This is a genomic window from Bacteroides salyersiae WAL 10018 = DSM 18765 = JCM 12988, from assembly GCF_000381365.1.
Classification (GTDB): domain Bacteria; phylum Bacteroidota; class Bacteroidia; order Bacteroidales; family Bacteroidaceae; genus Bacteroides; species Bacteroides salyersiae.
Genome location: NZ_KB905467.1, coordinates 1032915 through 1048124 on the forward strand (window position 1 = coordinate 1032915; position 15210 = coordinate 1048124).

At 42.4% G+C, this 15210-nt stretch carries 13 protein-coding genes and 1 tRNA gene; 7 read left to right on the forward strand and 7 right to left on the reverse strand.

The features are described 5' to 3' along the window. Positions 1 to 389: 389 nt before the first annotated feature. Together HMPREF1532_RS15590 and HMPREF1532_RS15595 are read right to left on the reverse strand one after the other, a co-directional pair. Positions 390 to 1349, reverse strand: a complete 960-nt coding sequence (locus tag HMPREF1532_RS15590) for a hypothetical protein (protein ID WP_005931567.1) — start codon at positions 1347 to 1349, stop codon at positions 390 to 392. Between the two features lie 257 nt (positions 1350 to 1606). Further along, complete coding sequence (locus HMPREF1532_RS15595; protein ID WP_025819152.1) at positions 1607 to 2566, reverse strand: hypothetical protein; 960 nt, start codon at positions 2564 to 2566, stop codon at positions 1607 to 1609. 298 nt (positions 2567 to 2864) lie between these two features. Between HMPREF1532_RS15595 and HMPREF1532_RS15600 the strand changes: the two genes are divergently transcribed. The 4 genes from HMPREF1532_RS15600 (at position 2865) to HMPREF1532_RS15615 (ending at position 6177) form a co-directional block, all read left to right on the forward strand. Next, on the forward strand, positions 2865 to 3800 hold the full coding sequence (locus HMPREF1532_RS15600) for a UDP-glucuronic acid decarboxylase family protein (protein WP_005931571.1): 936 nt from the start codon (positions 2865 to 2867) through the stop codon (positions 3798 to 3800). A gap of 21 nt (positions 3801 to 3821) precedes the next feature. Beyond that, complete coding sequence (locus HMPREF1532_RS15605; protein WP_005931573.1) at positions 3822 to 4949, forward strand: ATP-binding response regulator; 1128 nt, start codon at positions 3822 to 3824, stop codon at positions 4947 to 4949. 91 nt (positions 4950 to 5040) lie between these two features. After that, the gene (locus tag HMPREF1532_RS15610) at positions 5041 to 5439 is read left to right on the forward strand and encodes a ribosomal maturation YjgA family protein (protein ID WP_005931575.1); all 399 of its coding nucleotides are present in this window, start codon (positions 5041 to 5043) and stop codon (positions 5437 to 5439) included. Between the two features lie 6 nt (positions 5440 to 5445). After that, a complete protein-coding gene (locus HMPREF1532_RS15615) occupies positions 5446 to 6177 on the forward strand; it encodes a DUF6064 family protein (RefSeq protein WP_005931577.1) in 732 nt (243 codons plus the stop codon). A 379-nt stretch (positions 6178 to 6556) separates the two neighbouring features. Here the strand turns inward: HMPREF1532_RS15615 and kdsR are convergent, their stop codons facing one another. The 5 genes from kdsR to HMPREF1532_RS15640 form a co-directional block, all read right to left on the reverse strand. Beyond that, a complete protein-coding gene (gene kdsR, locus HMPREF1532_RS15620) occupies positions 6557 to 7372 on the reverse strand; it encodes a 3-ketodihydrosphingosine reductase (protein ID WP_005931580.1) in 816 nt (271 codons plus the stop codon). 62 nt (positions 7373 to 7434) lie between these two features. Continuing rightward, positions 7435 to 8625: an ABC transporter permease gene (locus tag HMPREF1532_RS15625; protein WP_005931582.1), complete on the reverse strand. Its 1191-nt coding sequence runs from the start codon at positions 8623 to 8625 to the stop codon at positions 7435 to 7437. Then, positions 8609 to 9805 (reverse strand): ABC transporter permease, encoded by a 1197-nt coding sequence (locus HMPREF1532_RS15630; protein WP_005931583.1) that lies wholly within the window; start codon positions 9803 to 9805, stop codon positions 8609 to 8611. Before HMPREF1532_RS15630 ends, HMPREF1532_RS15625 begins: the two co-directional genes overlap by 17 nt. 11 nt (positions 9806 to 9816) lie before the next feature. Next, positions 9817 to 10839, reverse strand: a complete 1023-nt coding sequence (locus tag HMPREF1532_RS15635; RefSeq protein ID WP_085930809.1) for an HlyD family secretion protein — start codon at positions 10837 to 10839, stop codon at positions 9817 to 9819. Positions 10840 to 10910: 71 nt separating this feature from the next. Continuing rightward, entirely contained in the window at positions 10911 to 12341 is a 1431-nt protein-coding gene (locus HMPREF1532_RS15640) for a TolC family protein (RefSeq protein ID WP_244266441.1), read from the reverse strand. A 302-nt stretch (positions 12342 to 12643) separates the two neighbouring features. Between HMPREF1532_RS15640 and HMPREF1532_RS15645 the strand changes: the two genes are divergently transcribed. The 3 genes from HMPREF1532_RS15645 (at position 12644) to proS (ending at position 15118) form a co-directional block, all read left to right on the forward strand. Beyond that, a tRNA-Gly gene (locus HMPREF1532_RS15645) sits at positions 12644 to 12719 on the forward strand. Between the two features lie 59 nt (positions 12720 to 12778). Then, positions 12779 to 13510 carry a TIGR02757 family protein gene (locus tag HMPREF1532_RS15650; protein ID WP_005931591.1) on the forward strand — a complete coding sequence of 244 codons (732 nt, stop codon included), beginning with the start codon at positions 12779 to 12781 and terminating at the stop codon, positions 13508 to 13510. 126 nt (positions 13511 to 13636) lie between these two features. Beyond that, positions 13637 to 15118: a proline--tRNA ligase gene (gene proS / locus HMPREF1532_RS15655; protein WP_005931595.1), complete on the forward strand. Its 1482-nt coding sequence runs from the start codon at positions 13637 to 13639 to the stop codon at positions 15116 to 15118. The last annotated feature ends 92 nt before the right edge of the window (positions 15119 to 15210 follow it).

The window sequence follows — 15210 nt, forward strand, 5'->3', positions numbered from 1 at the left end:
GATATTTGTAATACATAAATATTAGTAACATAAAGAAACACGAATGTCCTAAACAAGTGTACTGTTTTGAGTGTTATGGGCATATTGATTATAGACAACCAGTTAATAGTTATATAGAGGCCCGACAGAGGTTTTGTATTCTGATCGGCAAAAGTATGAGACAGTCGTTTGATGCTGTTTTGTTTTAGATGCAGATTCCGCAGGCTATATGGATTTTGATAGAAAAATTAATATAGTCTGTGGATTTTGTTGTTTATACCACACATATGTAATATAATAATATCGGATAAAATTTACACACGAATTGGAGAGGGTATGAAAAAAAAGAGGAAGAGAGTTGCATCACTGCACCTCTCTTCCTACATCACTGAATAGAGAATTACGGAGAATTATAATTGTTCAATAATATTTTTTTGTTCTTCCATGAACGTGATACGCTGTACTTCTCCGCTTTCGGAGATAAGGGTTGAATGTCGTTTTAGCGATTGTATCCAGTTTTTTTGCAAAGTACATATTTGTGAATTTTGCGAGTCCATTGAGTTGATTGAATATACTCTAAATAGACTGATTTGGAAATCTCCTTTTTCAATGTAAGTATATGTTGCTTCAAAATTGATATTCGACAGATAGATGGCTACCTTATTGCCGTTGCTAAACTCACCTTTTACCGACATTTGCTCAAATTCGTGAAGCAGTGAGAGAAGCTCGTTCTTTAATTCTTTTACATCGTCTGCAGAAATCAAATTTAGCCCGGCAAAGTATCTTATTTCTTTTATAAAAGAAGAAAATATGTTGCTATCCCATATGAAACAAGTCTTTTTACACTGTTTTACTGTTTCATTCAACTTCTTGTGTACGGTTACCACTTTTTCCGGAACTTGCATTTCGGCCAAGGAATGGGGCGTTTTTATTTTCCCGTTTTGATATACCCATCGGCATAAGCGGAACTTGGACAGATGTTCATATGAAGAATAAAGAGTGAAAGGAATAACATTAGCGGCCGTATATATGTTGGTACTGTCATCGTTTTTTACATAATTGAAAATTCTCAGATAGCGTTCCAGTATTTCGTAATAACTATCTATCGGATCCGGTGAATTCTGTAGATTCAAATCGAATGTTGCCCGGTTGGATAAATGGTTACCTACTATCTGGTCAATGGATATGCCTAATTTATGAGAAATCAATGCTACTTCGTCAAAAGTGAAGGCGACTTCTCCGCGAAGCCTGCGATATACGGCTTCTTTTCCCATACATAGTGTGTTGGTCAAGAAATTGGCAAGTGTTTCTTTGGGAGCGATACGCTCTCTCATTTCATTGATGAGTTCCGTTACTATACTGTTCTTCATGTGTTCCTTTCTTATTCGTTATATTACGTTTGTAGTATAAAATATAGAGTGATCTATTATTTTATGCAAATATAAAGCTTCCTATCAAGAATTTAGTACGGTATGCAATGTAATGGAGTAGTGATTTATTTCTGATTCAGTGGTTTATGGAAATGTTATTTGTTGAAAATGAAATAAATCCGATAGGTATATTTGAAGTTTTCGTTTTCTGCAAATACACATACCGGACCTTTTAAAAATCATTGATTTACTGTATATTATAATGTGTCGATAATCTCTCTTTGTTCTTTGAAAAATTGTATGCGTTGCATTTCTCCACTTTCAGAAATCAGGGTAGAGAACTTTTTCAACGACTGAATCCATTCTTTCAGACTTTTGTGCATTTCCACATCTTGGGATGTGATGGAATTGATAGCATAAATTCTGATCATGCTCAATTGGAGATTACTGCTTTCAATATAGCTGTATGTTGTCTCAAAATTAATATTAGAGATGTATATATTGACTTTATTTCCACTATCGAATTTACCTTTTCTGGCCAATGATTCCAATTCGTTCAGTAGGAGTAGCAGATCTTCTTTGATTTTTTGTTTGTCTTCATCGGTTAAAAGATGGATACTTGAGAAATACTCCACATCGTTCACCATATGTGCAAAAATACGGTTATCCCATATATAGCTTGTGGTATGGATGTGCTCTGCGGCATTCACGAATTCTTTTTGAATATCTTGAAGTTTGGCAGGAATTTCCAGTTCATCAAAATGTTTGCATTTAATGTTCTCGTTCTGATACATCCATTTGAATAAACGGAATTTTGATAATATGTCATGTTTCAGATATAATGTTTGAGGAAGCATGTTAGAAGATGTAGCCAGTTCGGATGTCACGTCGTCTCCCATGTTTTTCAATAAACCGATGTATTTGTTGATAATCTCGTAATATGTTTCGAATGGATCGTCATGGTGTACTACATTCATGTCGAATACTGCATTGTCTTTGAAACTGATACCTACTATCTTATCGAGTGATACTCCCAATTTTCTGGAGATAATTGCGGCTTCTGTCAATGTGAATGGTACTTCTCCGCGCAATCGCCGGTATACTGCTTCTCTTCCGATGAACAAAATATCTATTAGCACGTTTGCTAAATTGCTGTTTGCCGGTATTTTCTCTTTAATGGCTTCTATGAGACCTGTATTTAATTCGTTTGTTATCATAATCATGTCCTTTTTCTTATATAAACAAATAAAAGAGGGGGATGTTTCTGAAATCGCAACTATTTTCATTTTCAAGATTGCTTAAAGGTGGATATTTACTTGTTTAGGGAGGTGATTTTCATTTAGTGTGCCAAGTGAAAGTAAGGAATAAATTTGGAGCCATAATCTTATCTGCAATAGTTTTGATTACGTGTGAAATGCTACCGGATTATTCATTAAAAATAATATGTATATATATTTGCATAATTTAGGTAAATCGCATACTTTTGTCAGAATATAAAGCGGAACTTAATAATATATGAAAAGAATATTGGTTAGTGGAGGTGCCGGGTTCATCGGATCACATCTTTGTACTCGGTTAATTAATGAAGGGCACGACGTTATTTGTCTGGACAATCTTTTTACCGGATCTAAGAATAATATCCTGCATCTGATGAATAATCATCATTTTGAATTTGTTCGTCACGACATAACCCTTCCTTATTATGCGGAGGTTGATGAGATTTATAATTTGGCTTGTCCTGCGTCTCCCATACACTATCAGCACGATGCCATTCAGACGATGAAAACATCTGTGATGGGGGCTATGAATATGTTGGGATTGGCAATGAGGGTGAATGCCAAGATTATGCAAGCCTCTACCAGTGAGGTGTACGGTGATCCGATAGTACATCCGCAGCCGGAAACTTATTGGGGAAATGTGAATCCTATCGGATTCCGTTCTTGCTATGATGAAGGAAAACGATGTGCAGAAACTCTCTTCATGGACTATCACCGCCAGAATAATGTTCGCATAAAGATCATCCGTATCTTCAATACATACGGGCCGCATATGCTTCCTAATGACGGACGTGTTGTTTCCAATTTCGTTGTGCAGGCTTTACAAAACAATGATCTTACTATTTATGGTTCGGGTGAACAGTCACGAAGTTTTCAATATGTAGACGATTTGATTGAAGGGATGATCCGGATGATGGATACGGATGATGACTTTACCGGACCGATAAATCTTGGAAACCCTAATGAATTTTCTATCCTTGAACTGGCGGAGAAGGTAATCGCAATGTCCGGTTCGAAATCTAAGATTGTATTTAAGCCTTTGCCGCACGATGATCCCAAACAACGTCAGCCGGATATAACTTTGGCTAAAGAGAAACTCGGTTGGGCTCCTACGATAGAACTTGATGAGGGGCTTAGGCATATGATCGAGTATTTTAAAGATTATAAAATATAAAACCAGATAAAGCATATAAAGATGAACATGGAAATAAACCCTTCAGAATATAAAATTCTCATTGTGGATGATGTAATGTCGAATGTATTGTTGCTGAAGGTGCTTCTTACCAATGAGAAGTTTCAGATTGCCACAGCCAGTAATGGCCGCCAGGCGATAGATCAGGTAGAAAAGGAAAAACCCGACCTTGTTTTATTGGATGTGATGATGCCTGATATGAGCGGGTTTGAGGTTTCTCAGCAACTGAAAGCCAATCCGGAAACTTCGGAGATTCCTATCATCTTTCTGACTGCCTTGAACAGTACAGCCGATATTGTGAAAGGCTTTCAAGTAGGAGGCAATGATTTTATCTCGAAGCCTTTTAACAAGGAAGAGCTTATCATTCGTGTTACTCACCAGATTTCGCTGATTGCTGCCAAACGAATCATTGTGGCACAAACCGAAGAGTTGCGGAAAACAATCACTGGGCGTGACAAGCTTTATTCGGTGATAGCTCATGATCTCCGCTCGCCGATGGGATCTATTAAGATGGTACTGAATATGCTTATACTCAATCTGCCGAGCGAAAGCATCGGAGAAGAGATGTATGAGTTGCTCACAATGGCCAATCAGACAACAGAAGATGTGTTTTCTTTGCTCGACAATTTGCTGAAATGGACTAAGAGTCAGATCGGTAAGTTGAAGGTGGTTTATCAGGATGTAGATATGGTGGAGGTTACGGAAGGGGTAATCGAAATTTTTTCTATGGTAGCAGGACTGAAGAAAATAGGAATTCGTCTGGAAGCTCCCGAACGTTTGGGAGTATATGCCGATATTGATATGATTAAAACCGTCATCCGTAATTTGATCAGTAATGCCATTAAGTTCAGTAACGAAGGGACGGAGATATTGGTGATTGTCCAGGAACAAGATGATATGGCTGTGGTTAGTGTGAAGGATAGCGGTTGTGGTATCGATGAAGAGAACCAGAAGAAACTATTGCATACAGATACTCATTTCAGTACATTCGGAACCAATAATGAAGAGGGGTCCGGACTGGGGTTGCTTCTTTGCCAGGATTTCGTGATAAAGAATGGAGGTAAGTTGTGGTTTACGTCTGTAAAAGGCGAGGGGTCTACATTCAGTTTTTCTATTCCGTTGAAGAAGTAATAAAAGGATTTACACCTTATTAATATATGGATAAATACCCCGAAGTGTGCATTAAGTGCGCTTCGGGATTATTTTTATATAATGCATTTGTATGAAACGCAGGCTTTGTTATCTGATATTGTGGATATTTATGGTGGCTTTGGGGTTGGGCTCACGTTCGTTTGGTAGCCATTTGCCCACTTTTGTGGCGGAGTATGCAGGAGATACCCTTTGGGCTGCGATGGTTTATTTTGGCATTGGCTTTCTGTTTCCTTCCGTCCGTTTATTACGGAAAGCATTGGCTGCTTTGCTGTTTTCTTATTGTATTGAGATAAGCCAGCTCTATCAGGCCGGTTGGATAAATGCCATCAGAGGGACTACTTTGGGAGCATTGGTTCTGGGGCATGGTTTCCTTTGGTCGGATATGGTCTGCTATACGGTGGGTGTCGGTTTGGCTGTGTTGATAGATTTTTATACTTTTGCGCCCGGTTTTAACGCACGGAGAAAATAAGAAATTATGGATATCTTTTGGAGTACGATTGCAGGGTATAATTCTTCTACCTGGTTCTTGCAGTTAATTATTGTCATTGCCGGTGTTTTCCTGACAGGATTACTGTTGAAGAAACCGACGCCCCGGGTGAAACTTGCAATGAAACTTTATCTTCTGTTTCTATATCTGTGGATTGCAGTAGTATATTATTATATTTATTGTGCAGAGCGTAGTTATAACGGTACAATGGCTCTTTTTTGGGGAACGATGGCTGTTATATGGATATGGGATACGGTAACAGGCTATACCACGTTGGAGCGTAGTCGGAAGTATGATGTTTTAGCTTATATCCTGTTGGCCATGCCTTTCGTTTATCCGTTGCTTTCGTTGGCGCGCGGACTGACTTTTCCGGGTATTACCTCTCCTGTGATGCCTTGTTCGGTGGTAGTATTTACTATCGGACTTCTGTTGCTGTTTGCCCGTAAAGTGAATATGTTTCTGGTGCTGTTTCTCTGTCATTGGTCACTTATCGGATTGTCTAAAACGTATTTTTTTCATATCCCGGAAGATTTTCTGTTGGCCAGCGCTTCCGTGCCTGCATTATATCTATTCTTCAAGGAATACTTTCTCAATAATCTGCACAAGGATACCGAACCTAAGGCAAAATTGATCAACCTGTTGCTTGTCTCTGTCTGCATTGCGCTGGGAGTGTTGTTGACTGTGACCATGTTTTTGGAACTGACTCCACTGGAGAAATAAACCTTTTTTGTCAAGAGCAGATTTACGTATTCTTAACTGAAAAGGAAACTTTTCTTACTGAATGTTCTGTTACATCTCCACATGCCGGTATTTGCACTGCAACAAATAATGAAATGCATCGCAACATTACTTGGTATTCATCGTGACATGCCGTGTTATTTTCCATAAGTACCGTTCTGAAGTGTCGTAAGCATGCTGTTGAGAGACTTTATGAACCGGGAGAATATAAAAAAAGGAGAAAACTTCTGCTTTCTCCTACTTGTGTAGTCTGCCTGAAACTACTTTATGATTACAGCTACAAATATAGCCTTTTCCCCGGTCGAAGCCAAGCAAAAGATCATTTCTTTTTGAAGAATCGTGTTGTTTCGGTGCAGTCTCTTTATTTTATCTCGTAAAAAGAGCGTAATGCATATCGAATGACTTTGCCCGGTATCCATCCTTTGAATCGTGCAAATGCTACTTGCGTCCACGGCCCGGTCAATGTACGGAAAGGCGGGTTCTTTTTTTCTATTAATTTGCAGATAGCTGCTGCCAGTTTCGATGGCGGACATCCGTTTGTTTCGGCTTCTTCTATGATTTTTAAAGTCCGCTTGAAGCGTTCTCCATAATCAGGGCATGCCAATGTAGCAGGAGAGATGTTCCGGCTGGCTGTAAATCCGGTATTGAAATCTCCGGGTTCCACTACGCATACTTTGATGCCGAATGGATATACCTCCATAGACAATGCTTCACTATATCCTTCTATGGCGAATTTTGATGCCGAATAGAAACCCTGATAGGGTACGGCTATCCTTCCGGCAATAGAACTGATATTGATAATTTTCCCCTGCCGTTGTTTTCGCATAATGGGTAACACTGCTCTACACATGCGTACCATACCCATGAAGTTTGTATCCATCTGCGAAGAGATCTCTTCATCGGTAGCCATTTCCAGTGCACCGCCAATTCCCATACCGGCATTATTTATCAATACGTCGATATGTCCCTGTTCCTCCATGATACGGTTCACTGCACTGCGAACAGAATTTTCATCGGTAACATCTGCTATAAGCATTCTTATCTGTCCGATATTTCCGTTGGCTATTCTCCGGCTTGTACCATAAACTACGTACCCTTTTCCGGCAAGTGCTTGTGCCGTTACCTTTCCGAAGCCTGAAGAAGCGCCGGTGATGAGTATTACTTGTGTTCTCTCCATGAATTAATCTGATTTTCCAGAGAGCAAAGATAAGGATATTCTACACAAGTGGGCGGATATATTTAAGCTTTTAGAGGGATACTTCGTAAGAGTTTCTTTCGGTATACCCATACTGCAAGTGCGAAGTAGACAGTTGTCTGTATCCATAATGTGATGTATTCCGGTCGGATATCCGCCATGTCGCCTCCCATTGAGTTCAGTTTCACAAAAGCGAGTGTGCCCGGAGCGGCCGGTAAGATGTAATGTGCTGCCCGCCAATACCAGGGCATCAGTTCCATCGGATAGGATACACCGGAGAGGAAAATTAAGCCTACCGAAAAGAAGGCGATCATTAACAAGGGAGCTTCCGAATCGGTGAAATACCATGAAGCGGCCAGCCCGAAAAAACTGGTTGCTAACAGATAGGGGATAAGCATGATAAGGATATCCCTGCCGCTGCCGATATTCGGGATGCTGAAAAAATGTGGTAACAAGCCTAATAGAAAAAAGGCAAAGACGGCATACAGGCTGCAATAAACAAACGTTTTTCCGGCAACGATGCGTGTTGCCGTTCCCCAACTGTGACCGAAAGGAAGATAGGCACGGACACCTTTGTTCTGGTATTCGTCTCCCGTCACCATGCCGATAACCATTAGCAGCGTTTGGAAGATGATGACCATCATTACTGCCGGAATAAGGTAAGAGCCATATCCTTCGGTGTAGTTGTATAGTGCCGTACCGGATACATTGACAGGCTTTGCCAGAGCTACCGCTATCAATCCTTGCGGAGGAAGGAATACGGCACCGTCCGGACGATAGGCATCGTTTATGGCAAGCATGACTCTTGATGACGCTTCCTGCAAAGCTTCGAAATAGAGAAAAGCGTCTGTTGTGGCGTATAAGGAGAATACAGCTTCCTCTCCTTGAAAAACGCGGTCTTCAAAGTTATGTGGGAGGTAGAGTATTCCTTGTACTTTTCCTTGTTTCATCCATTCTTGCGCTTCGTGATAATCCATGGCTTGGGCATAGATTTCTACTTGTGGAGTGGCACTCAGCCAACGGATATATTGCCGGCTTAGACTGCTGTGAGAGTTATCTACTACGGCGACAGGGGCTTTGGTTACGATGTTGGGCGCATACATATAGTTGTAAAGCAGTCCGTACACGAAAATACCCCCCATCAACACCAGCAATACGGCATAGCTGGTGCTGATAGCGCGGAATTCGCGTGTAATAATGAATGCTATTTGTGAGAGTTTATTGGATGTTTTCATATTTGTGACTGATTATAGCTCGTTTCAAATGGGGAATCATTGCCAATGCCAACAGGGGGAAGACGCAGAGGATCACTGCCGAAGGCCATAGATAGACAAAGCCGCCTCCGGAATAGAGCATGGTTTGTGTGATCTCTGTGAAGTGTCGTACCGGAAAGAGATATGACGCGTCGCGTACCAACGGATACATATTGGGCACAGGGAAGGTGACACCGGACAGGGTTGCCCCTAATGAACCTACCATAGACACAATGCTGATAATGAGTGCTACGGCCGGGAAAAGGGAAAAGATGAAAAGTGCCAATGCCTGTGTGGCGATGACAAAGAGAACGGTCATTGCATTCATCAACAGCCAACTGCCATGAAAAGGAATATGCAGCATGCCGAACATGACGTAATTGCCGAGCAGGGCAATAAGGCTGAAAATAACAGTATAAGGCAGGAGCTTGCCTGCTATGGCGGTAACCATATTCCCGCCGGCAGTTTCCAGCCAGTTGTCTCCTGTGCGGAATTTAATTTCGCTACCTACGGAATAGACTGTAACGAGTAGTATCAGTACCTGAAACAGCACAAAAAAGAAAGGCTGGCTCAGGTAAACCGAGTAGTCCAGCGAGGGATTGTAAATCGGATGATCACTGGCCTGTACGGGCAAAAGGAATGTCTCTATCTGCTGTTCGCTTACTCCTAATGCCACTGCCTGCATGGCTATGGGCGATAAAGCGACCGGTGCCAGTGAAGTTTCGAAAGCTGCCATCAGTTCGCCGCCTACCGAGAGTAGTGCATAGTGATAATAGTAGGAGAGGGTGGCATCTTTACCTGTTATGGCATCCTGTTCAAAGCGGGGAGGGATGGAGAGGTATCCGTATATCTCTTTACGTTGTACAGCTTCCCGGGCGGCAGCTTCGTTGACAAAATGACGGGTTACTTTAAAAGTAGGAACGGCAGACAGATTTCTCACTATGGTTCGTGAAGTCGCCGTATTATCTTGGTCTACAATGCCGATGGGGATATTCTCCATTTGCCCGTTTCCGAAGATGGTGGCCATGAAGAAGAGGGTGAACAACGGAAGTACGATGCAAGTACCGAAGTAAAGGCGTCGTGAAGTCATCCGCGTCCACTCACGAAGCAGAACGGCAGTTAGCCGGGAGTGGGAAGCAGGAAGTCGGAAGTCGTTTGCCATACCGGTCCTCCTTATTCCAATGTTAATAATACCGACATTCCCGGGCGTAATCCGTCTATTGTCTGGGTAGGGCGCGCGTGTATTTCGAAAGTTTGCAGGTCATAGCTGCCTGTCTGCTTGGTCGATTTCCAGGTGGCGAAGCTGCCCAACGGGCTGATGTAATATACCTCAAACTCTACATTTTTCCGGGCGATTGCAGGAACATCGGCTACGAACTTTCCACCGATACGGAAGTTCGGCATCAAATCCTCGCGGACGTTCAATACGGCATGTACGTCGCTCATCACTACCAGATTCATGATCGGCGTTCCCGGAGCTACCAGTTCGCCACGTTTGGGAAAGATGGTAGCTATCTGCCCGTCTTCCGGTGCTGTGAGCCGTGCGTCCATTAATAGGGAGGTAACTTCGTCTACTGTGCTTCGTGCCGCATTTACCAAGCTTCGTGCCGATGCTTTATCTTCGCTCTGTGCACCATCTACGGCCATCTGATACTGTTCATAGGCAGCGCGCTCGGCGGCAACGGCGGCTTTGTACATTGCTTCTACTTCATCTTTTCGTTGTGAAGTAACCACACTGTCTTTATATAGGGTAAGTATCCGGTCGTAGGTCGTTTTGGCCAGCGTCAGGTCACTCTTTGTTTTATTCCAGAGTTGCTGTGCCGTGGCAATGATCTGTCGGCGGGTTCCTGCGTCTATCTTTTTGTTTTGTTGCACTGCTACCTGCTCCAAAGCGTCTACTTGGCGGTATTTGGCTTCTATCGTAGGGCTGTTTATTACCACAAGAGTATCGCCCTGTTTCACCCAGTCGCCTTCGCGCACCAGGAATGTGTCGATACGTCCCGGTAACTTTCCACTGATACGTATTTCTGTTGTTTCCACTTGACCTTGCAGTACAAGCGGTTGTTTACGCATCAGTATCATGCCAATGGCCGTGAACAGCAGGACAGCTACGAGAACAATAATAAAAGCGATGCTCAGGCTTTTTCTGTTTGAGTGTTCTCCGTTTTCTTTAGGGGGGAAAGCAGAAGGAGTCATCTCCTTTTTAGTATCTTCTGTATTCATATTTTCAGGATGGGTTATATTGTTTTTATTCATATGGATTATTTTTATTTCATATCTTCCGGAAGCGGAAGGGAAGTTGGAATAGTAGAGGCATAGCGGCTGAATTGTTCCGGCGTTCCGCACAGCGCCAACAGGTTCATTAGTGCTACATCATATTCGTAATAGGCGGCAAGTCTTGCCACTTTCACTTTAGATAACATTGTTTCTGCATCGATCACTTCGGTAGAAGTAGCCATTCCTTCCGTAAATGCTTTTTTACGCATCCGTACCAGTTCCTCACTCAGTTCGATGGTAGTATTCAAGGCCCGTACATTATCTTGGGCCTGTTGCATCTGGCTGTATAGTTTGTCTACTCCTATGGCAAGGTCGTCTTTGGCCTTTGCCTGTCCCAATGCCAATGTCTGGCTTGTCAGTTTCGACTGCCGGATTCGTTTTTCACGTTCCAGTCCGTCGAAGAGATTCCATGTGAAACCGACTCCTACCATCGTACGGGGCAGGAGATTACTCTGAATCCCGTGCGAGTATAATGTCTGTTTGCCGAAAAGGGCGATATTGGGCATATATCCGCTTCGGTCGATCTTCACTTGTTGTTTCGCTATATGCTCCTGAAGATTTAGCTGGTTGACGAGATAGTTACTGGTGTTTACTGCAAGTATGAATTCCATTTTGGGTGGAAGTGAGTCGTTGATGAACAGGGGAGAAGAAGGTGCGATGTTACCGTTTTCTCCTTCCATGTTGAGCAGTGTTTTCAAAGTGTTCTGCACTACGGTTTCTTCTTTTCGTGCGGCTTCCAGTTCCCGCTTTGCTTCATCCATATTGACTTGTGCGAAGAGTCGTGCCGCCTTGTCGATCATTCCGGTGGCTTCTAATTTTAGGGCATTCTCATAATGTTTAGTTAACCCGTTGTACGTCTCTTCGCGTACGGCAACGACTTGTTGCGCCAATCTTAGTCCATAATAACTTTCGGCGAGCAGTGTACGTTGGGCGGCATCCACCTGTCCGCGAGTTTCGCGTGCCAAGTCTACCATTGTATTACCGATCTTGCTGGCATGAAACCGTTTTCCACCGGCAAAGAAAACCCATTCGGCAGTAACATCGACCGTTGTCAGGTTACGCGGAGCCAAAGGGAAGATTAGCGTATTGGCTCCTATCTGATCGAGAATGCCACTGATGATCTGATCATCAGGAATGATGCTGTGCACAAAATCTTTTGCCGGATCTGTAAATTGTGATAGCGGTTGTTTGACCTCTATCTTTTCCGACATATGTACAAATGCCCCGGTAGATTGTACACTCGGATACCAGAAAGCATTCAGCTTTCCTTTCTCGCTTTTAGCTATTTCCACTCCTTTATCTGCAATCTTTAAGCTTTGGTTGCCGGTATGTAACAACTCCAGTGCTTCTTCAAAACTAAGAGATTGCTTTCTATCCGGGATGGCCTTTTGGGTAGTGTTGTAAGCACCCTGCGCCATCATTACCGGCATAGACAAACTAACTGATAATAAAATAAAGAGGATTCGTTGGTTTAGGTTCATATCATTATTCGTTTATTCCATTTGATTATTTCGTGAAGATTCTAACAGATGAGGAAGAGGATTGTTCGCAAAAAAAGAAGACTTCATCTATCGGTCTCATAGAAAGTAATTTAATCCACGGTCTTATATGTAGAGATTTATTTCCGACTTTTTTCTTTTATTTTTTTTCCGTATATGTATTGCTTTTTACAAAACAATGTTTACCTTTGTCACCGTTTTAAGAATGATAATTAAAACATATTGCGGCAGTAGCTCAGTTGGTAGAGCATCAGCTTCCCAAGCTGAGGGTCACGAGTTCGAGTCTCGCTTGCCGCTCCAAAAAGCAATAAGCCATAGATCGTATCTGATTTATGGCTTTTATTATATCTACAACAATCATGAATACAGAGTTGAAAGAACGGCTTATGCTATTGGCGGAACGTTATGAAACGCCTGCTTTTATCGTAGAAGACCCTATCCGGATACCCCATCGTTATCACTCTCAGACAGACGTTGAGATTTCAGCACTTGTCACCTCCTGGATAGCTACCGGAAACCGGAAAGCGATTATTAGAAGTGCCGACCGGATAGATTGTGCAATCTTCAAGAATGCTCCTTATCAATATATAATGAGTAAAGAATGGAGAATGTATGCCGGACAGAAAAGAAGTTTCTATCGTTACTATTCTTTCGATGACTTTTATCTGTTGTGCGATACACTGTATACTGTTTACTCACGAAAGCTGACATTGGAAGACTACCTTTATGAATCGTTTGATACACTTTCTCCTTTACAGAGATTACAGTCTGTTTTCGGACATATCAATGGTATGCCCGAGATGTCCAGTACTTCCGAAGCTAAAAAGATGTGCATGTTCCTGCGGTGGATGATCCGTCGGGATTCTTGTGTCGACTTTGGTCTTTGGCAAAGGTTTCATCCCTGTGAACTGATTGTTCCGCTCGATACACATGTTCACCGTATAGCGATGGATTTAGGATTGACTCAGAAACGCAAATGTATCCGGACAGCTTGTGATATTACTGATATTTTGGCACAAATCTGGCCCGATGATCCCGTAAAAGGAGATTTTGCTTTGTTCGGTTTCGGTATAAACGAATCTGTAAAGTGATAGAAGTACGGTTATATAATAGTTTTTCACTGACAAAAATAATGCAGAACAATAGGTAGAGTTCTGTCTATTTCGTATTTTTGCACCCTGTTTTAACGAATCAAGAAAACTTTAAATAAAAATATAATGGCAAAAGAACTGAAAGACCTTACCAAACGCAGCGAGAATTATTCGCAGTGGTACAATGATTTGGTGGTAAAAGCGGATTTGGCAGAGCAGTCTGCTGTGCGCGGATGTATGGTGATTAAGCCTTACGGATACGCTATTTGGGAAAAAATGCAACGTCAGCTGGATGATATGTTTAAAGAGACCGGTCATGTGAATGCTTATTTCCCGTTATTGATCCCGAAATCTTTCCTTAGCCGCGAAGCTGAACATGTGGAAGGCTTTGCCAAAGAGTGTGCGGTGGTTACTCACTATCGTCTGAAAAATGCGGAGGATGGATCGGGCGTTGTGGTTGATCCGGCTGCTAAGCTTGAAGAAGAGCTGATTATCCGTCCTACTTCGGAAACAATCATCTGGAATACTTATAAGAACTGGATACAGTCTTATCGCGACCTGCCTATCTTGTGCAACCAGTGGGCAAACGTATTCCGTTGGGAAATGCGTACGCGTCTTTTCCTTCGCACGGCTGAATTCTTATGGCAGGAGGGGCATACGGCACATGCCACTCGTGAAGAAGCCGAAGAGGAAGCAGTAAGAATGTTGAATGTATATGCCGACTTCGCCGAGAAGTACATGGCGGTTCCTGTTGTGAAAGGTGTGAAATCGGCTAACGAGCGTTTTGCCGGTGCACTCGATACATATACCATCGAAGCGATGATGCAGGATGGAAAAGCCTTGCAGAGCGGTACCTCTCACTTCTTAGGACAAAACTTTGCCAAAGCATTCGATGTTCAGTTTGTTAATAAAGAGAATAAATTGGAATATGTTTGGGCTACTTCATGGGGTGTTTCCACTCGATTGATGGGTGCGCTTATCATGACTCATTCTGACGACAACGGATTAGTGTTACCTCCACATTTGGCACCTATACAGGTAGTTATTGTTCCTATCTATAAGAATGAAGAACAACTGAAACAGATTGATGCTAAGGTGGCAGGTATTGTTGCTGCATTGAAATCATTGGGCATTTCGGTGAAATATGACAATGCCGACAATAAGCGTCCGGGCTTCAAGTTTGCCGATTATGAACTGAAAGGTGTGCCGGTACGTCTTGTGATGGGTGGCCGTGACTTGGAAAACAACACGATGGAGGTAATGCGCCGCGATACTCTTGAGAAAGAAACCATCTCTTGTGAAGGTATCGAAACTTATGTAAAGAACCTTCTTGAAGAGATTCAGGCAAACGTTTATCAGAAAGCTTTAAAACATCGTGAGGCGATGACGAGAACCGTAGAGACTTATGATGAATTCAAGACCGAAATAGAAAAAGGCGGCTTTATCTTGGCTCATTGGGACGGTACTACTGAAACAGAAGAAAAGATCAAGGAAGATACGAAAGCAACTATCCGTTGTATTCCGTTTGACGGTGATAAGACTCCGGGTAAATGTATGGTTACCGGTAAGCCTTCGGCATGCCGCGTGATCTTTGCACGTTCTTATTAAAAGATATTTTATTTCAATTGAGTGCCGGTCGCAGACGAATGGATGCGACCGGCATTTTCTATTTGTATATGTTTTGATTTCGTTTTATGTTT